At 69.7% G+C, this 17397-nt stretch carries 16 protein-coding genes; 8 read left to right on the forward strand and 8 right to left on the reverse strand.

Features of this window, described 5'->3' with window-relative positions:
- Window positions 1-77: 77 nt before the first annotated feature.
- The 3 genes from ACZ4UV_RS33150 (at window position 78) to ACZ4UV_RS33160 (ending at window position 2843) form a co-directional block, all read left to right on the forward strand.
- Entirely contained in the window at window positions 78-851 is a 774-nt protein-coding gene (locus tag ACZ4UV_RS33150) for a trypsin-like serine peptidase (RefSeq protein WP_451022669.1), read from the forward strand.
- An 86-nt stretch (window positions 852-937) separates the two neighbouring features.
- Complete coding sequence (locus ACZ4UV_RS33155) at window positions 938-1957, forward strand: C40 family peptidase (protein ID WP_451022670.1); 1020 nt, start codon at window positions 938-940, stop codon at window positions 1955-1957.
- 193 nt (window positions 1958-2150) lie between these two features.
- A complete protein-coding gene (locus ACZ4UV_RS33160) occupies window positions 2151-2843 on the forward strand; it encodes a phosphatase PAP2 family protein (RefSeq protein WP_451022671.1) in 693 nt (230 codons plus the stop codon).
- Window positions 2844-3178: 335 nt separating this feature from the next.
- On the opposite strand, the gene ACZ4UV_RS33165 is transcribed toward ACZ4UV_RS33160, so the two are convergent.
- Entirely contained in the window at window positions 3179-4741 is a 1563-nt protein-coding gene (locus tag ACZ4UV_RS33165) for an FAD-binding oxidoreductase (protein ID WP_467842982.1), read from the reverse strand.
- A 364-nt stretch (window positions 4742-5105) separates the two neighbouring features.
- On the opposite strand from ACZ4UV_RS33165, the gene pstS reads away from it, so the two are divergent.
- The 4 genes from pstS (at window position 5106) to pstB (ending at window position 9263) form a co-directional block, all read left to right on the forward strand.
- Window positions 5106-6236, forward strand: coding sequence for a phosphate ABC transporter substrate-binding protein PstS (gene pstS / locus ACZ4UV_RS33170; RefSeq protein ID WP_451017920.1), 1131 nt, complete (start codon window positions 5106-5108; stop codon window positions 6234-6236).
- A gap of 145 nt (window positions 6237-6381) precedes the next feature.
- Complete coding sequence (gene pstC, locus ACZ4UV_RS33175; protein WP_451017919.1) at window positions 6382-7392, forward strand: phosphate ABC transporter permease subunit PstC; 1011 nt, start codon at window positions 6382-6384, stop codon at window positions 7390-7392.
- Complete coding sequence (gene pstA, locus ACZ4UV_RS33180) at window positions 7389-8447, forward strand: phosphate ABC transporter permease PstA (RefSeq protein WP_451017918.1); 1059 nt, start codon at window positions 7389-7391, stop codon at window positions 8445-8447. Before pstC ends, pstA begins: the two co-directional genes overlap by 4 nt.
- Window positions 8448-8486: 39 nt before the next feature.
- Window positions 8487-9263, forward strand: a complete 777-nt coding sequence (gene pstB, locus ACZ4UV_RS33185) for a phosphate ABC transporter ATP-binding protein PstB (protein ID WP_451017917.1) — start codon at window positions 8487-8489, stop codon at window positions 9261-9263.
- 398 nt (window positions 9264-9661) lie between these two features.
- On the opposite strand, the gene ACZ4UV_RS33190 is transcribed toward pstB, so the two are convergent.
- Both ACZ4UV_RS33190 and ACZ4UV_RS33195 read right to left on the reverse strand, forming a co-directional pair.
- A complete protein-coding gene (locus ACZ4UV_RS33190) occupies window positions 9662-10660 on the reverse strand; it encodes an inorganic phosphate transporter (RefSeq protein ID WP_451017916.1) in 999 nt (332 codons plus the stop codon).
- 7 nt (window positions 10661-10667) lie between these two features.
- Entirely contained in the window at window positions 10668-11288 is a 621-nt protein-coding gene (locus ACZ4UV_RS33195; protein WP_366364526.1) for a DUF47 domain-containing protein, read from the reverse strand.
- A 197-nt stretch (window positions 11289-11485) separates the two neighbouring features.
- On the opposite strand from ACZ4UV_RS33195, the gene ACZ4UV_RS33200 reads away from it, so the two are divergent.
- Window positions 11486-11824 (forward strand): metal-sensitive transcriptional regulator, encoded by a 339-nt coding sequence (locus ACZ4UV_RS33200; protein ID WP_451017915.1) that lies wholly within the window; start codon window positions 11486-11488, stop codon window positions 11822-11824.
- A 37-nt stretch (window positions 11825-11861) separates the two neighbouring features.
- Here the strand turns inward: ACZ4UV_RS33200 and ACZ4UV_RS33205 are convergent, their stop codons facing one another.
- The 5 genes from ACZ4UV_RS33205 to ACZ4UV_RS33225 form a co-directional block, all read right to left on the reverse strand.
- Window positions 11862-12029, reverse strand: a complete 168-nt coding sequence (locus ACZ4UV_RS33205; protein WP_451017914.1) for a hypothetical protein — start codon at window positions 12027-12029, stop codon at window positions 11862-11864.
- Between the two features lie 104 nt (window positions 12030-12133).
- Window positions 12134-12988, reverse strand: coding sequence for an SCO4651 family lipoprotein (locus ACZ4UV_RS33210; RefSeq protein WP_451017913.1), 855 nt, complete (start codon window positions 12986-12988; stop codon window positions 12134-12136).
- Between the two features lie 420 nt (window positions 12989-13408).
- Window positions 13409-13825 carry an NUDIX hydrolase gene (locus ACZ4UV_RS33215; protein ID WP_451017912.1) on the reverse strand — a complete coding sequence of 139 codons (417 nt, stop codon included), beginning with the start codon at window positions 13823-13825 and terminating at the stop codon, window positions 13409-13411.
- Entirely contained in the window at window positions 13822-14844 is a 1023-nt protein-coding gene (locus ACZ4UV_RS33220; protein ID WP_390042374.1) for a CHAD domain-containing protein, read from the reverse strand. Before ACZ4UV_RS33220 ends, ACZ4UV_RS33215 begins: the two co-directional genes overlap by 4 nt.
- Window positions 14825-17113, reverse strand: coding sequence for an RNA degradosome polyphosphate kinase (locus ACZ4UV_RS33225; RefSeq protein ID WP_451017911.1), 2289 nt, complete (start codon window positions 17111-17113; stop codon window positions 14825-14827). The genes ACZ4UV_RS33220 and ACZ4UV_RS33225 overlap by 20 nt, the downstream gene beginning before the upstream one ends.
- Between the last annotated feature and the right edge of the window lie 284 nt (window positions 17114-17397).

Consider the following 17397-nt stretch of genomic DNA (forward strand, 5'->3'; position numbering starts at 1 on the left):
CCGGAAGAGCGGTTCCCAGAAAAATCTCAGTGAAGTCGGGAACCGTTTCTCACCTTTGTGGGAGACAGTGGGCGCTGATGAAGCGCACCTCACGCATCTCTGCCACCTCGCGACGCGTCGCGCTCTGCGCCGTCGTCGTGCTGGCCGCCACCTCGGCCTCCGTCGCGGCCGCCGACGAGGCGGCCGGGCCCTTCGGGGTGACCGCGGTGGTCGGGTCCACCACGGAGAGCGCCAGAGTCGGGGCGCTGTTCGGTGCCGACAAGGCCGGGAGCCTGTCCGGCAACCACTTCTGCACCGCCTCCGTCGTGCACAGCCCGCAGCGGGACCTCATCGTCACCGCCGCGCACTGCATCGACGGGGAGGGCGACGCCACCGGGCTGGTGTTCGTGCCCGGGTACCGGGACGGGCAGGCGCCGTACGGGGTGTGGAAGGTAGGGAAGCGGTACCTGCCCGACGGCTGGGCCCACGGGCAGAGCGAGGACAGCGACGTCGCCTTCGCCGTCGTGGACGAGAGGGGCGGGAAGCGGGTCGAGGACGTGACCGGGAGCAACCGGTTCGCCGCCGGGGTGGCCACCGGCGCCACCGCGGTCACCGTCACCGGGTACCCCGACTCCCGTGAGGTGCCCGTCAGCTGCACCAACAAGCCCGTCGCCCGCGGCGCCACCCAACAGCGCATCGACTGCCCCGAGTTCACGGGCGGGACGAGCGGGAGCCCCTGGGTGAACGGGGACCACGAGGTGGTCGGGGTCCTCGGCGGGCACGAGCAGGGCGGGTCGACCCCCGACGTCTCGTACAGCGTGGTGCTCGGCCGGGAGGCCGCCGAGCTGTACAAGGACGCCACGGACGGCTGAGACGGCCGGATGAGGGGGCGTCATGTGCGCCGTCTTCCTGTGAAATAGCGCCACTCTCGGCCGAAATGGCGTTGAACAGCCCTGACATGGGGGAGGGTTGGGGCGTGCGGAAAGTATGGGTGGTCGGTGGCGCGGTGACGGCGCTCGGGGTGAGCTTCGTCATGCTGCTCGTCGTCGGCGTGTACGTCGTCGCCGGGAACCTTCTCAACGGGGTCGGCGGCGCCGGCAAGACCCTGGCCAAGGGAGCCGTACCGGCCGCGTACTCCACCCTCGTGCAGAAGTGGGGCAACCTCTGCTCCGCCATCAACCCCGCCCTGCTCGCCGCACAGCTCTACCAGGAGAGCGGGTTCAACCCGAAGGCGCAGAGCGCGGCGGCCGCGCAGGGGATAGCCCAGTTCATCCCGGGGACCTGGGCCACCCACGGCATCGACGGGAACGGGGACGGGGTCCGCGACGTCTGGGACCCGAACGACGCCATTCCGTCGGCCGCCTCCTACGACTGCGAGCTCGCCTCGTACGTCAAGGACGTGCCCGGCAACATCTCCGACAACATGCTGGCCGCCTACAACGCGGGGGCGTACGCGGTCATCAAGTACCAGGGTGTGCCGCCGTACAAGGAGACCCAGAACTACGTCAAGACCATCACCACCCTGGAGGAGAGCTTCGCCGCGCCGGTCAGCCGGCTCTCCCCGACCAAGCAGGCCGCCGGGGCCATCAACTACGCCCAGAACAAGCTCGGCACCCCCTACCTCTGGGGCGGCAACGGCACCGCGGCGGACAACGGCCGCTTCGACTGCTCCGGGCTGACCAAGGCGGCGTACGCCAGTGTCGGGATCACGCTGCCGCGGGTCGCCAACGACCAGTACAACGCGGGACCGCATCCCTCCCGCAACGAACTGCTCCCCGGGGACCTGGTCTTCTTCTCCACCGACCTCTCGAACTCCCGCGCCATCCACCACGTGGGGATCTACGTCGGCGGCGGATACATGATCGACGCGCCGTACACCGGGGCCGTGATCCGTTTCGACCCCATCGACTCGGCCGACTACTTCGGGGCCACCCGCGTCACCGAGGATGGCGCGAAAGCACTCCCCACCACGGTGTGAACGGAGCGTATAACCCACCCCCTGAGCTGGGGGTTTGTATCTCTCTTCGATAACGTCTGCGTGATCATTCGGTGGAACCTGGAACGTAGTGGTGTGGGCCGTGCGTTCCTGTTGACGTAGCCGACCACGGGGGTGGCAGCGAGCGACGCACACCAGGTGCGTCCCGGAACGACGACGAAGGGGCCGCAGCGCGATGGCTGTAATCGCCGAATCCGGGTCGAACCCTGACGTCGACCTGCTCTACGACATCAACGGCCTGGCCAAGGACGCGCCGCACTGGTTCGACCGGGCCATGGAGTTCGTCGGGGAGTACGGGCTGCTGGTCGCGATGGTGCTGCTGGTGGTGTGGTGCTGGTGGTCCGTGCGGCGCCGTGACGATGAGGACGTGCCGTCCACCATGGCCGCGCTGGTGTGGGCACCGCTCGCCGCCGCGATCGCCGTCCTCGTGAACGTTCCCATCCGCGGCTTCGTCGAGCGGCCCCGGCCGTTCCTCACCCACCAGGGGATCGACGTCCTCGTCTCCGGCAAGACCGACTACTCCTTCGTGAGCGACCACGCGACGATCACCATGGCGCTGGGGGTCGGTCTGTTCGTCGCCAACCGGCGGTTCGGGGCGGCGGGGATAGGGCTGGCGCTGCTGGAGGGGTTCTGCCGGGTGTACATGGGGGTGCACTACCCGACGGACGTGGTCGGCGGCTTCGCGCTGGGTACGGCGGTCGTCCTCCTTCTCTCCCCGCTGGCCACGGCTCTGCTGACGCCGGTGATGAAGGCGGTGGCGGGGTCTGCGCGGGTGGGGTGGCTCGTGCGGCGGCGGTCGGCGGCGGTCGGTGTGGTGCCGGGGGCACGTACGACGGTGGAGTCGGAGGAGCGGGACCTGGCGGCGTAAGCGGGGGCTGGGGCCGGGGGCGGGGACGCTTACCGGCGCCGGCAGGGTGCCGCTGCGCCCACCCGTGCCGCCCTGCGGCACGCCTGCCCGCAGCGGAGCAGCTGCGACGGCGTGCCTGCAGCTGAGTGGCTGCGACGGCGTGCCTGCAGCTGAGTGGCTGCGACGGCGTGCCTGCAGCTGAGTGGCTGCGACGGCGTGCCCGCAGCCTATGTAGCCGGCGCGACTGCGGCGCCCCGTAAGGGGCGCTGGGGGTACCCCGGCCGAAGGCTGGGGGAGGAACTGCGCGATCAGCCCCCGCGCGGCCGCGGATGCACGATCCGCCGAGCCACCCCTTCTTACAACCCCTGCGGAGAAGAGAAGAACCGATTCGGGTCGTACTGCTTCTTCACCTTGCCCAGCTTCGGCACGGCGTCGCCGTAGTACGCCTTCTTCCAGTCCGTGAGCGTCGGGTCCGTGTAGTTCTGGTAGGCCGCGCCGGAGGCGTACGGCTTCATCGCGGTGTGCGCCCCGTTCAGCCAGGACTGACCCGTGCTGCCCGAGGACCCGGCCCCCCACGACACGATGTACTGCGCCAGCATCCGCGACCGGCGGTGCACGAACGCCGTCGCCGTCGGCGAGACCCTGTTCACCGCTCCGCCCAGCGCCGTGAACGCGATGCTGCCCGCGCCGCCGCGGACGGCGGCGATCTGCCGCAGGGCCGTCTGGATGCCGGCCGCGGAGAGCGAGCGGTCGAAGAAGTCGGAGCGGGCGGTGTACGTCTCGCGGCCGAGCCTGCCCTGCGGGGAACGGCCGGGCGTGGAGCCGGGCAGGTGGCACTGGGGCTCGGTGGCGAAGGAGGAGCAGCCGGCGTAGATCTCCATCACCTCCTCGTAGGCGTGGCGGCGCAGCGAGACGGAGGAGGCGTTGGCGCCGGCCTTGTGGGCGAGGGCGTCCACCGCGTTCTGGAGTTCGCCGTACGTGCCCATCGAGAAGCAGGCGACCGAGACGCGGGGGCCGCTGCCCGAGTTCTCCAGGTGGAGGGAGGACCAGATCTCGTCCGGCTGGGACGGGCCCCACTCCTGCCAGGCCTTGAACACCTGCGCCGCCTTCGACCACGGCCAGGTCAGGTACGCCGTCACCCCCTGCGGGGTGGGGTGGGTCCTGAACTGCAGCTCCGTGACGACGCCGAAGTTGCCGTTGCCGGCGCCGCGCAGCGCCCAGAAGAGGTCCTTGTTCGTCGTCGCGTTGGCCACGACCTGCGTGCCGTCCGCCGTGATCAGCGTCGCCTGGGTAAGGCTGTCACAGGTCAGGCCGTACGCGCGGGACGCGACCCCGTGTCCGCCGCCGAGGACCAGGCCGGAGACACCGACGGTGGGGCAGGAGCCCGCGGGTATGGTCACGCCCTTGGCCGCCAGGCCCCGGTAGACGTCGATCAGCTTGGAGCCGGCGCCGACGACCGCCGTACCGCCGCTGACGCGGATGCGGTTCAGTTTCGAGACGTCGAGGATCAGGCGGCCGTCGCCGGAGGAGTAGCCCGCGTAGGAGTGGCCGCCGTTGCGGATCGAGACCTTCAGTGAATGGGCCTGGGCGTACGACAGCGTGGTGCGGATGTCGTCGGCGTGGGCGACGTACGCGACCGCCGCCGGCTTCAGGCCGTCGAACCGGGTGTTGTAGAGCTGATGGGCTGTCGTCCAGGAGGCCTCGCCGGGGCGGACCAGGGTGCCGTCCAGAGCGTGGGCGAGGGCCGTCCAGTTGGCCGCGGCCGCTGCGCTGGTGGTCTTCAGCCCCGTACGAGAGGATGTGGTCGCGAGTGGCGCCCCGGTCGTGTGGGTCGCGGTGGCGCCTCCGGAGCTGCACCCCGTCAGCGCGGTCGCCGCGAGGGCGGCCGCCCCGCCAGATATGAAGGTACGCCGTTCCATGCCCGTGCCTTTCGCGTCGGCTTTCGTGGGACGAGACGGCGTCCGTCGCACAGGGGTTCCCGTGCGGTGTAACGAACGCTGTGACGTCGTAACGACTGCGATGGCGAACGGCGAAGAAATGTTCGCGTAACCCGCCCGTTGGAACCGGCATGTGCCCTCACCGTAAGCGTTCCGTGACCTAACCGGGTCGACGGCAGGGGTTCACCCTCCGTTCACCTATGGCCATCGGCGGCTTCACCTGTTCTGCCTAATTTCGGCCGTACCGGGTGCGGTGAGCGGTCGTGAATGCCCAGTCAGGAGGCCCTCACTCACCACCTACTTCGCACGCCGCCGAAGGTGGCGCCTCTGGAAGGAACTCCCGAAAGTGAAGCTTCAGCGCAAGAACCGGCTGCGCGCCCTGTCTCTCGGTGCTGTCGCCGTCTCCGGCGCCCTGGCCCTTACGGCGTGCGGCTCCGACGACAACGGTGGCGGCAGCGGTTCGAGCACGTCTTCGGCCTCCGCCAACGCCAGCTCCATCAAGTGCGACAACGCCAAGGGTCAGCTGCTCGCCGACGGCTCCTCCGCGCAGAAGAACGCGATCGACGCCTGGGTGAAGAACTTCTCGCAGGCCTGTGGCGTGCAGATCAACTACAAGGGCTCCGGCTCCGGTGCCGGTGTGACCGCCTTCACGCAGGGCCAGATCGCCTTCGCCGGCTCCGACTCCGCGCTGAAGCCCGAAGAGGTCACCGCCTCCAAGAAGGTCTGCTCCGGCGGCCAGGGCATCGACCTCCCGATGGTCGGCGGCCCGATCGCCCTCGGCTACAACGTCCCGGGTGTCGACAACCTGGTTCTGGACGCGCCGACGATCGCCAAGATCTTCGACAGCAAGATCACCAAGTGGAACGACGCCGCGATCAAGAAGCTGAACCCCGACGCGAAGCTCCCCGACCTCAAGATCCAGGCGTTCCACCGCTCGGACGAGTCGGGCACGACGGACAACTTCACCAAGTACCTGATCGCCGCCACCCCGTCCAACTGGAAGTACTCCGGCGGTAAGGCCTGGCAGGCCAAGGGCGGCCAGTCCGCTCCGCAGTCCGCGGGTGTCGCCCAGCAGGTCAAGCAGACCTCCGGCGCCATCGGCTACTTCGAGCTCTCCTACGTCTCGGACGGCATCAAGGCCGTCTCGGTCGACACGGGTGCCAGCAAGCCGGTCGCCCCGTCGACCGAGTCCGCCACCGCCGACATCGCGGCCGCCAAGGTCGTCGGCACCGGCAAGGACCTGGCGCTGCAGCTCGACTACAACACCAAGGCCGAGGGCGCGTACCCGATGACCCTGGTCACGTACGAGATCGTCTGCGACAAGGGCAACAAGGCCGACACCCTCCCGGCGACCAAGGCGTTCCTGCGCTACATCGCCTCCGAGGACGGCCAGAAGATCCTCTCCACGATCGACTACGCCCCCGTCCCCGACGAGATCATCGCCAAGGTCCGCACCACCATCGAGGGCCTGAGCTAAAGATCCGCGTGTGCGGCCGAGTTCCGAACGGAACCCGGCCGCACCGTCCGGTGCACCGCCGCCCGGAGCCGTACGCCCCTACGTGTGGGACGTACGGCTCCTCCGAGCCGCCTCCCCAAGGCGACTCCGCAGACCGGAGATCCCGATGGACATATCGACGCAGACAGCAGACGCCTCTCCCCCTCCGCCCCCACAGCCCTCCGTTGCCGAGCAGAAGCGCAACGCGCGCGGCGCCACCCGGGCCGGTGACCGAGTCTTCCTCGGTCTCTCCCGCGGTTCCGGCATCCTGCTCCTGGTGATCATGGCCGCGATCGCGGTCTTCCTCACCTACCGGGCCGCCCTCGCGATCAACCGCGACCACGGCAACTTCCTCACCACCTTCGAGTGGAACACCAACCTCATCCCGCCGACCTTCGGCATCGCGGTCCTCGCCTTCGGCACGATCGTCTCCTCGATCATCGCCATGGCCGTCGCGGTCCCGATCGCGGTCGCGATCGCGCTGTTCATCACGCACTACGCGCCGCGCCGCCTGGCCGGCCCCGTCGCGTTCGTGATCGACCTGCTCGCCGCCGTGCCGTCCATCGTGTACGGCCTCTGGGGCGCGCTGATCCTCGTGCCGCACATGACCGGCCTGTTCAGCTGGCTGAACGACTACTTCGGCTGGACCGGGATCTTCTCCTGGGACGGCGGCGCCCCGCGCTCGATCCTGACCGTCTCGATCCTGCTCGCGATCATGATCCTGCCGATCATCACCAACGTGAGCCGCGAGGTCTTCCGCCAGGTCCCGCAGATGCACGAAGAGGCCGCCCTGGCCCTCGGCGCCACCCGCTGGGAGGTCGTCCGCATGTCGGTGCTGCCCTTCGGGCGCTCCGGCGTGATCTCCGCCTCGATGCTCGGCCTCGGCCGCGCGCTCGGCGAGACGATGGCCGTCGCCACCGTGCTCTCCCCGGACTTCGACATCCACGCCAGCCTGCTCAACCCGGGCGGCGGCACCTTCGCCCAGAACATCGCCAGCAAGTTCGGCGAGGCGACCTCGGACGGCCGTGACGCGCTCATCGCCTCCGGTCTGGTCCTCTTCGTCATCACCCTGCTGGTCAACGGCGCGGCCCGCATCATCATCCAGCGCCGCGCAGAGTACTCGGGGGCCAACGCATGAGCACCGCAGCAGTCGACAGGCGCGCGAGCACCCTGCGCGGCGCCAGCCTCCCGAAGTGGTCCCCCTACGCCATCGTCGCCGGATCCATCCTCCTCGGTGTGGTCATCGGCCTCGTGGGCGGCCTGGACAGCAAGGTCCAGTGGGGCCTGATCGCCGGCCTCCTCTACGTCCTCGGCACCTATGTCGTCGCCGCCCGCGTCGAGGGCCGCCGGCAGGCCAAGGACCGGGTCGCGACCTCTCTGGTCTGGGTTGCCTTCGTCATCGCCGTGGTCCCACTGGTCTCCCTGATCTGGGTGACCATCTCGCGCGGTGTGAAGGTCCTGGACCCCTACTTCCTCAGCCACTCCATGGGCGTCGTCGCCAACGCCGACACCGGCGGTGGTGCCTACGCGGCCATCATCGGCTCCCTGGAGCAGGTCGGCCTCGCCACCCTGATCGGTGCGCCGATCGGCATCCTCACCGCGGTCTACCTCGTCGAGTACGGACGCGGTCGCCTCGCGAAGGCCGTCACGTTCTTCGTGGACGTGATGACCGGTATCCCGTCGATCGTCGCGGGTCTGTTCATCCTCAGCCTCATGCTGATCTTCGACATGCAGCCCTTCGGCTTCGCCGGATCGCTGGCCCTGGCCATCCTGATGATGCCGGTGGTCGTGCGCTCCACCGAGGAGATGCTCAAGCTCGTCCCGAACGAGCTGCGCGAGGCGTCCCTGGCGCTCGGCGTGCCCAAGTGGCGCACCATCCTGAAGGTGGTCCTGCCGACCTCCATCGGCGGTATCACGACCGGTGTCATGCTGGCCATCGCCCGTATCGCGGGTGAGACCGCGCCGGTGCTGCTGCTGGTGTTCGGCAACCCGTTCATCAACAACAACCCCTTCGAGGGTGCGCAGTCGTCGCTGCCGCTGTTCATCTACCAGCAGTACGCGGACAGCGCCGGTGCCAACGCGGCCTACGACCGTGCCTGGGCGGCCTCGCTCACGCTGATCGCCTTCGTGATGATCCTGAACCTGGTGGCCCGCGGCATCGCCCGCTGGAAGGCCCCCAAGACCGGTCGCTGACCGGCCTGCAGCGACCGACTCCCTGGAAGTGAAGAAGTAATGTCCAAGCGAATCGACGTAAGCGGGCTCACCGCCTACTACGGCTCCCACAAGGCCATCGAAGACATCTCGATGAACATCGAGCCGCGCACCGTCACGGCGTTCATCGGCCCCTCCGGCTGCGGCAAGTCGACGTTCCTGCGCACGCTCAACCGCATGCACGAGGTCACCCCCGGCGGCCGCGTCGAGGGCAAGGTCCTCCTCGACGACGAGAACCTGTACGGCGCCAACATCGACCCGGTGGCGGTGCGCCGCGAGGTCGGCATGGTGTTCCAGCGCCCGAACCCGTTCCCCACGATGTCGATCTTCGACAACGTGGCCGCGGGTCTGCGGCTGAACGGCAACTTCAAGAAGAGCGAGCTGACCGACATCGTCGAGAAGTCGCTCAAGGGCGCGAACCTCTGGAACGAGGTGAAGGACCGCCTGAACAAGCCGGGCTCCGGTCTCTCCGGCGGTCAGCAGCAGCGTCTGTGCATCGCCCGCGCGATCGCGGTCGAGCCGAAGGTGCTGCTCATGGACGAGCCCTGCTCGGCGCTCGACCCGATCTCGACCCTCGCCATCGAGGACCTGATCGGTGAGCTGAAGGAGCGCTTCACGATCGTCATCGTGACGCACAACATGCAGCAGGCGGCGCGGGTCTCGGACCGCACGGCGTTCTTCAACCTGGCCGCGGTCGGCCAGCCCGGCAAGCTGATCGAGATCGACGACACGGAGCGGATCTTCTCCAACCCGTCGGTCCAGGCCACCGAGGACTACATCTCCGGGCGATTCGGCTGAGCCGGAACTGACCCCTCGCGGTGCTGCATGGCGGTGCCACCGCGAGGATGCAAAGGGCCCGCCCCTGGCTCCCGGGGGCGGGCCCACCTGCGTTCTCCGTGCCCACCCGCCCACCCGACTCGGTTCTTCGAGAGAGGCGAGGTCGAGGGTGGGTGGCACCGCCGCACGGCGGCCGCGGGCGCGTCGTGGCTGGTCGCGCAGTTCCCCGCGCGCCTTGCGGGGCTGTGTCCGGGCCTTGGCCGCGGGCGCGTCGTGGCTGGTCGCGCAGTTCCCCGCGCGCCTTGCGGGCGCTGTCTGGACCGTTCCTGAGACGCCTTCGCTGTCAACTCACGCCCGCCCCTTGCGCCTCCACCTCGCTTTTCGGCGGACCGAGTCGGGTGGGCGGGTGGGCCGAGGGGCTACAGGAACGCCAGGTGCACGATGCCGTAGGCCGCTGCTGCCACCAGGGCCGCTGCCGGCATGGTGATGAACCAGCCCAGGACGATGTTCTTGGCGACGCCCCAGCGGACCGCGTTCACGCGCTTCGTCGCGCCGACGCCCATGATGGCCGAGGTGATGACGTGCGTGGTGGAGATCGGCGCCTTGAAGAGGTACGCCGTGGTGAACATGATCGAGGCACCGGTGGCCTCGGCGGCGAAGCCCTGGGGCGGGTCGAGTTCGATGATCTTGCGGCCGAGGGTGCGCATGATGCGCCAGCCGCCGGCGTAGGTGCCGAGGGAGAGCATGAGGGCGCAGACGATCTTGACCCAGGCCGGGATCGGGTCGCCGTACGTCTCGTGGCCGGAAATCACCAGTGCCATGACGACGACGCCCATCGTCTTCTGGGCGTCCTGGAGGCCGTGGCCGAGGGCCATGCCGGCCGCGGAGACGGTCTGCGCTATCCGGAAGCTGCGCTTCGCCTTGTGCGGGTTGGAGCGGCGGAACAGCCACATGATGGCCGTCATGACCAGGTAGCCGAGGATCAGGCCGACGACCGGGGACAGGAACATCGGGATGATGACCTTGTCCACGACACCGTTCCAGAGGACGGTCGTGCCGCCGGCCAGCGCCGCACCCACCAGGCCGCCGAACAGCGCGTGGGAGGAGGACGAGGGCAGGCCGAAGTACCAGGTGACGAGGTTCCAGACGATCGCGCCGACCAGCGCCGCGAAGAGGATGCCCATGCCCGTGGAGCCCTTGGGCGTCTCGATCAGACCCTCGCTGACCGTCTTGGCGACCCCGGAGCCCAGGAAGGCACCCGCGAGGTTCATCACGGCCGCCATCGCGAGGGCCGCCCGCGGCGTCAGCGCCCGGGTGGAGACCGAGGTCGCGATCGCGTTCGCCGAGTCGTGGAAACCGTTCGTATACGTGAAGAAGAGCGCGACCAGGATGGTCACGACGAGCGCGAAGGTGTCCATCGACGACTCAGGACTCCTTGACGGCGATGGTCTCCACCGTGTTCGCCACGTGTTCGAACGCGTCCGCCGCCTCTTCCAGGACGTCCACGATCTGCTTGAGCTTCAGCACCTCGATCGCCTCGTACTTGCCGTTGAAGAGGTGCGCGAGAAGCTTGCGGTGGATCTGGTCCGCCTGGTTCTCCAGACGGTTCACCTCGATCCAGTACTCGGTGAGGTTGTCCAGCGTGCGCAGGTGGGGCATCGCCTCGGCCGTCAGGTCGGCGGCCCGCGCCAGCACCTCGATCTGCTGCTCGACGCCCTTCGGCAGTTCCTCGACGTTGTAGAGGACGACCAGGTCGACGGCCTCCTCCATGAAGTCCATGATGTCGTCGAGGGACGACGCGAGGTTGTAGATGTCCTCGCGGTCGAAGGGCGTGATGAACGAGGAGTTCAGCTGGTGGAAGATCGCGTGCGTGGCGTCGTCACCCGCGTGTTCCGCTGCCCGCATACGCTCTGCGATCTCGGCCCGGGCGGACGGGTCCGCCCCGAGCAGTTCCATCAGGAGTTTCGAGCCCGTGACGATGTTGTCCGCGGACGCGGCGAACATGTCGTAGAAGCTCGTCTCCCTGGGGGTCAGACGAAAGCGCACTTGGGGTCCTCGGTATGCATGGGTTTCGGTCAGGCTGATGCTAAGCGCATCATCCGGCCACGGCTAATGGGCCGCCCTCCAGTTTCGCCCATCGGGCATGGTGATCAGCACGGGGGCGTCCCGAGGGCCCTATACCCAGCAAAGTTCGTTACCATATACCCACCAGGGGTATATGTATCGACGATGCGGAGGACGCGATGACGACCACCGAGGCCGGCGCCACGACGCCCTCCGGAAGCGGAGCGCCGGCGGCCACGCACGGTTACCACAAACAGAAGGACGAGCACCTCAAGCGGCTGCGCCGGATCGAGGGCCAGATCCGGGGCCTGCAGCGCATGGTCGACGAGGACACCTACTGCATCGACATACTCACCCAGGTCTCCGCCTCCACCAAGGCCCTGCAGTCCTTCGCGCTCCAGTTGCTGGAGGAACACCTGCGGCACTGCGTCGCCGACGCGGCCGTCAAGGGCGGGGCGGAGATCGACGCGAAGGTCGAGGAGGCCACCCAGGCCATCGCCCGCCTGCTGCGGACCTGAGCGGGCCCGAGCGTGCCCGACCGGCTCCTGGCCTGAATCAGTAGGCCTCGCGCTCCTCGGCCACGCGCAGCACCTCGTCGATACTCTCCAGGCTGAGCCGTTCCTCGGCGGCCGACGCCGCGATGATCAGCTCTCCGCACAGCTCGATCTCGGCGAGGGCCACGTGGTCCTGAACTGCCGTACCGCCGACCGGAGCCACGTGCATCACCTCTTCTCTGCCGTCACCGGCTCTCTAGAGTAGGCAGCGGTCTACACAACGCGCATGGCACGGACGGGCTAGTTCACAGGTTGTACAGAGCCGTTCGCTGACTAGTGCGTCGGCTGGTTTTCGGCGATCCGGCCCGCGTAGATGTCCTCGGGGCGTGGCAGCTTCACGTCCACCGGAGTGCCGAAACCGTACAGCAGGGTCGTCGAGGCGACCGCCACCGTGCCCTTGTCGCTGTCGTTGACGAAGCTGAACCGCTGCCGCAGCTTCCGGATCCGGCCCTGGTCGTCGAGGTACACGTCGAACGGGACCTCGGGGGTGGCGAACCCTTTCGCCGCGGCTGCCAGGGCGGCCCTGTCGCCGGCGGACGCCGAACGGGCGGCGGCCGCGAGGTCGGCGGTGCCCCGGTAGTGCCGTACCCCGGTCCCGGCGAGCTCGGTCTTCCCCACGTACGTCGCGGTGCGGGTGCCGCGCAGCAGCTCGGCCGCCGCGAACGGGTCGGTCGCGCCGCCGGTGACCAGGTTGCCGTCGGAGAGGGACGCGGTCTCCACGCGGACCCACTTGTCGGCGGGCACCCCGGCGCCCCGGTTCTTCATGAACAGCGCGCCCGGGGCGAGGAGTTCGGTGATCGGGCGGTGCTCGGAGGCGCCGGCGGGGTCCTGCGGGAGGACGACGGTGAGCCTGCCGAGCTGCCGGTCGTAGTCGTAGACGCCCTTGCCGCGGATGGTGACCCGGGTGCCGCCGGTGGCCATCTCCATCGAGGTCGTGGCCTTGGAGGTGCGGGTGGCCCGCAGGGTGTCCGCCGCGTGCCTCAGGAGGGTGACCGGGTTGTCGCCGGGGGAGCCGCCGGCGCCCTCGGCCGTGGCGCCGCCACAGCCGGTGGCGCAGGCGCCGAGTCCGACCACGAGCCCCACGGTGACGGCCGTCTTCCCAGCGCGCCAGTGCTGCCGCCGATCCATTGCCTGCCTACCCCCAGCCGGTGCGTCCGTCACGGGTCCCGCGTCGTTCCGCTTAACGAGGGGTGGGTGGGGCCGTCACGCATACCAGTGCTTTGCCGGGCGTGGGTAACGTTGTCGGTGTGGCGCAGGAAGACGGTTCCGGGCGGGTCCTGCAGGGGGCGGGACACGATGCGGGCACGGTTGAACAGGGGCGGTTCTGTTTCGCGCGGTGCACGTGTGGGTGGCGGGGGCCGGCTCGGAGGGCGAGAAGCCTTGCGCGTTCTGATGCGGAAGGGCACGTGGCCGGGGGCGGCTGAGGCGGTGCGTCGGGTGCGGGTGGGTGGGGGCTGGTCGGGCAGTTCCTCCCCCAGCCTTCGGCCGGGGGTACCCCCAGCGCCCCTTACGGGGTGCCTCAGCTGACGCCCCTTCAAAGCTGCGGCCCTACTGGGTGTTGTGCAGCGACGCCAGTAGTTCGTCCACCAGTTCGGCGTCCCGTGGCTGGGTCAGGCGTTGGCGGGCCTCCGGGGGGCGGAGCCAGAGGATCCTGTCCACCTCGTGGTTCGGGGCGAAGTGGCCCTCGCCCGCTTCGGCGGCCCAGTAACGGACCGCTTTGGGGCGGCCGTTGGCGTAGTAGTGGGCCGTGGAGAGTTCGCTGCCGAGGGCGGCCGCGTAGCCGGTCTCCTCGGCCACCTCGCGCAACGCGCCCGTGACCGCGTCCTCGCCGCGCTTGAGCTTGCCCTTCGGGTGCGACCAGTCGTCGTACTTGGGGCGGTGGACGAGACAGACCTCCAGGTCGCCGCCGACCGGCGAGCGGCGCCACAGGACGCAGCCCGCCGCCAGCACCGGGGTGTCGGTCACACCGCCTCCACCCGCTGCTTCTGCCACGCCTGCTGGAACGCGAACCTGGCCGCCTCCACCTCGTGCCGCTGGTCGGCGTGGAGGACACCGAGGGCGTAGGCCGTCGCGGGGGCGATGCGCGGGGTGCGGGCCGCCGAGGCGGCCGCGGCCGCGGCTTCCGAGGCGTCGCGGTGCCGGTTCAGGGCCTGGCCGGCCGCGAGCAGCCGTACGTCCACGGGCGCGTCCTGGCCGCACAGCACCTCGCGGGCGTAGCGGTGCAGGCGCAGCAGGAGCCGGACCTGGTGCCAGGGGCCGTCCTGGGGGTGCGGGGCCGGGTCCGGGGACAGGCCGTGGACCAGGGCCTCCGCGTTGTAGGGGTGGCCCGCGGTGACCAGGGGGAGTGCGGCGATGGCGTCGGTGAGCCGCTCCTCGGCCGCCGACGCCAGCGGGCGCAGGTCGGTGGAGGGCGCCGCGGGCGTCAGCGGGACCTCGCTGGCCAGCACAGCGACCTTGTCGGCGACCGCGTGGAAGCGGGCGGAGCCGAGCGCCTGGAGGGCCGTGGAGTGGGCCCGGGTGCGGGCGAGGGTGAGCTGGCGGTCGAGGAGGGCGCCCGCCTTGGCCGCGCCCACCGTGAGGTTGCCGCGCTCGGCCACCGCCTCCGAAGTGGCCTGGTTGGGCAGGCTCGTCGAGCCGGAGAGGCGGTGCAGCGCCAGCAACAGGCGCTCCAGCCGGGCCTCGTAGGCGTGCTCAAGGCCCAACGTGCCCGACAGCCAGGCCAGTTCGGGCCGGATCTCCTCAGACCAGTCGGCCTCCAGGAGTGGTCGGAAGGTGTGCAGGCTGCCGCTGATGCGCCGGGCCGAGCGGCGCAGGGCGCGGGCTGCGTCGACGGACTCCTCCGTCGCGCTCACCGTCCCGGTCTCCCGGTGCAGGCGCAGCGCGCGGAGGAACTCCGTGGCCTGGGCGCGCAGGTAGCCCGCGAGGGCGTCCCCGGTCGTCACCCGGGCCGTCGGGTCCGTCGGTTCAAGGTGTTGCTGTGCCACGCCGGCGCCTCCGGGCGTCTATGAGCATCTCCTGGATGTTGCGCAGGGGCTGGCCGTCCGCGTCGGTCGCGTGCCGGGTCCATTCGCCGTCCGGGCCCAGGTGCCAGGAGGAGGTGGAGTCGGACATGCCGGATTCGAGGAACCGGTTGAGGGCGGCCCGGTGAGCCGGGTCGATGACCCGGACCAGCGCCTCTATCCGGCGGTCGAGGTTGCGGTGCATCATGTCGGCGCTGCCTATCCACACCTCGGGTTCGCCGCCGTTGCCGAAGGCGAAGACCCGGGAGTGCTCCAGGAAGCGGCCGAGGATCGAGCGGACCCGGACGGTCTCCGACAGGCCCGCGACACCCGGGCGGATCGCGCAGATGCCGCGCACCCAGATGTCGACCGGCACGCCCGCCATGGACGCGCGGTACAGGGCGTCGATGATCGCCTCGTCCACCATCGAGTTGACCTTGATGCGGATGAACGCGGGGCGGCCGGCCCGGTGGTGCTGAATTTCCTTCTCGATGCGCGCGATCAGTCCGTCGCGCAGCGACTTGGGGGCCACCAGCAGGCGGCGGTAGGTCTCCCGGCGGGAGTAGCCGGAGAGCCGGTTGAACAGGTCGGACAGGTCCGCGCCGACCTGCGGGTCGGCGGTGAGCAGGCCGAGGTCCTCGTACAGGCGCGCGGTCTTCGGGTGGTAGTTGCCGGTGCCCACGTGGCTGTACCGCCGGAGCGTCTCGCCCTCCTGGCGGACCACCAGGGACAGCTTGCAGTGGGTCTTCAGACCGACCAGGCCGTAGACGACGTGGCAGCCGGCCTCTTCCAGGCGCTTGGCCCACTTGATGTTGGCGTGCTCGTCGAAGCGGGCCTTGATCTCGACCAGGACGAGGACCTGCTTGCCGGCCTCGGCGGCGTCGATGAGCGCGTTGACGATCGGGGAGTCGCCGGAGGTCCGGTACAGGGTCTGCTTGATCGCGAGGACGTCCGGGTCCTCGGCGGCCTGCTCGACGAAGGCCTGCACGGAGGTGGAGAAGCTGTCGTACGGGTGGTGCAGCAGCACGTCCCGTTCGCGCAGGGCCGCGAAGATGTCGGGCGCGGAGGCCGACTCGACCTCGGCGAGGTCGCGGTGGGTGCCCGCGATGAACTTGCGGTACTTCAGCTCCGGCCGGTCCAGGCTCGCGATGCGGAACAGGCCGGTGAGGTCGAGCGGGCCGGGCAGCGGGTAGACCTCGGCCTCGGAGATCTTCAGCTCGCGCACCAGCAGGTCGAGCACCTCGCGGTCGATGGACTCCTCGACCTCCAGGCGCACCGGCGGCCCGAAGCGGCGCCGCATGAGCTCCTTCTCCAGGGCCTGGAGCAGGTTCTCCGCGTCGTCCTCCTCGACCTCCAGGTCCTCGTTCCTCGTGAGCCGGAAGGCGTGGTGCTCCACGACCTCCATGCCCGGGAACAGCTCCTCCAGGTGGGCGGCGATGACGTCCTCGATCGGGACGTAGCGGCCCGGGGAGCTCTCCAGGAAGCGGGACAGCGACGGCGGCACCTTCACGCGGGCGAAGTGCTTGTGACCGCTGACCGGGTTGCGGACGACCACGGCCAGGTTCAGGGACAGGCCCGAGATGTACGGGAACGGGTGCGCCGGGTCGACCGCCAGCGGGGTCAGGACCGGGAAGATCTGGTGCCGGAAGAGCGTGAAGAGCCGCGCCTGCTCCTTCTCGGTCAGCTCGGCCCAGCGGACCAGGTGGACGCCCTCCTCCGCGAGCGCGGGGGCGACGTCCTCGTGGTAGCAGGCGGAGTGCCGGGCCATCAGCTCGCGGGAGCGGGCCCAGATCATCTCCAGCACCTCGCGGGGCTGCAGCCCGGAGGCGGAGCGGGTGGCCACACCGGTGGCGATCCGGCGCTTCAGGCCCGCCACCCGGACCATGAAGAACTCGTCCAGGTTGCTCGCGAAGATCGCCAGGAAGTTCGCCCGTTCCAGCAGGGGCGTGTTCGGGTCCTCGGCCAGTTCGAGAACCCGCTCGTTGAACGCGAGCCAGCTGCGCTCCCGGTCGAGGAAGCGCCCCTGGGGCAGCTGGACCCCGTCGACCTGCGACTCCTCGTACGTGTCGAGGTCGGCGTCGATGTCGGGCTCCAGGTCGGAGACCACGGCGGCCACGGTGTGCGGACGGTGCGCGGCTATGGAGCCTACGGAGGGCTGGGTGTTTGAATTGTTTCCGCGGCCCGCAGGGCCTCCGCCAAGGGTGGTGGTGGGCGACGGGTGGGCCTCGGCCGCCTGGGCGTTCTGCTGACTCATGACCCCATTCTTCCGCGCCCGGGGCGTGACAGGCGCGTCGGAACGCGCGGGGGGGAGCTGGACGACCCCGTTTCCCGCGAACCCCTCGGGGGGCGGCGAAGGCTCTGGCACGGCGGGCTTCATTGGCTGAGCGTCGCAAGTCCGTCTGAACCAATGGTTACGAAGACATGGCGTATGGGATAGCGGCGGGAGGCTCGCGGACGTCCGTGCTCAGCCTCGGGAGGCCTTGGGGATCACGAAAGCGACGATCCTGTACGACCTTCCCACCGGCCCTGTGCGTCCTT

The organism is Streptomyces sp. NPDC028289 (assembly GCF_055565975.1).

Bases quoted from the DNA above. Each gene is read 5' to 3' on its own strand.
- ACZ4UV_RS33150 (WP_451022669.1), top strand. From the start codon at position 78: ATGAAGCGCACCTCACGCATCTCTGCCACCTCGCGACGCGTCGCGCTC.
- ACZ4UV_RS33155 (WP_451022670.1), top strand. From the start codon at position 938: ATGGGGGAGGGTTGGGGCGTGCGGAAAGTATGGGTGGTCGGTGGCGCG.
- ACZ4UV_RS33160 (WP_451022671.1), top strand. From the start codon at position 2,151: ATGGCTGTAATCGCCGAATCCGGGTCGAACCCTGACGTCGACCTGCTC.
- ACZ4UV_RS33165 (WP_467842982.1), bottom strand. From the start codon at position 4,741: ATGGAACGGCGTACCTTCATATCTGGCGGGGCGGCCGCCCTCGCGGCG.
- pstC (WP_451017919.1), top strand. From the start codon at position 6,382: ATGGACATATCGACGCAGACAGCAGACGCCTCTCCCCCTCCGCCCCCA.
- pstA (WP_451017918.1), top strand. From the start codon at position 7,389: ATGAGCACCGCAGCAGTCGACAGGCGCGCGAGCACCCTGCGCGGCGCC.
- pstB (WP_451017917.1), top strand. From the start codon at position 8,487: ATGTCCAAGCGAATCGACGTAAGCGGGCTCACCGCCTACTACGGCTCC.
- ACZ4UV_RS33190 (WP_451017916.1), bottom strand. From the start codon at position 10,660: ATGGACACCTTCGCGCTCGTCGTGACCATCCTGGTCGCGCTCTTCTTC.
- ACZ4UV_RS33200 (WP_451017915.1), top strand. From the start codon at position 11,486: ATGACGACCACCGAGGCCGGCGCCACGACGCCCTCCGGAAGCGGAGCG.
- ACZ4UV_RS33205 (WP_451017914.1), bottom strand. From the start codon at position 12,029: ATGCACGTGGCTCCGGTCGGCGGTACGGCAGTTCAGGACCACGTGGCC.
- ACZ4UV_RS33210 (WP_451017913.1), bottom strand. From the start codon at position 12,988: ATGGATCGGCGGCAGCACTGGCGCGCTGGGAAGACGGCCGTCACCGTG.
- ACZ4UV_RS33225 (WP_451017911.1), bottom strand. From the start codon at position 17,113: ATGAGTCAGCAGAACGCCCAGGCGGCCGAGGCCCACCCGTCGCCCACC.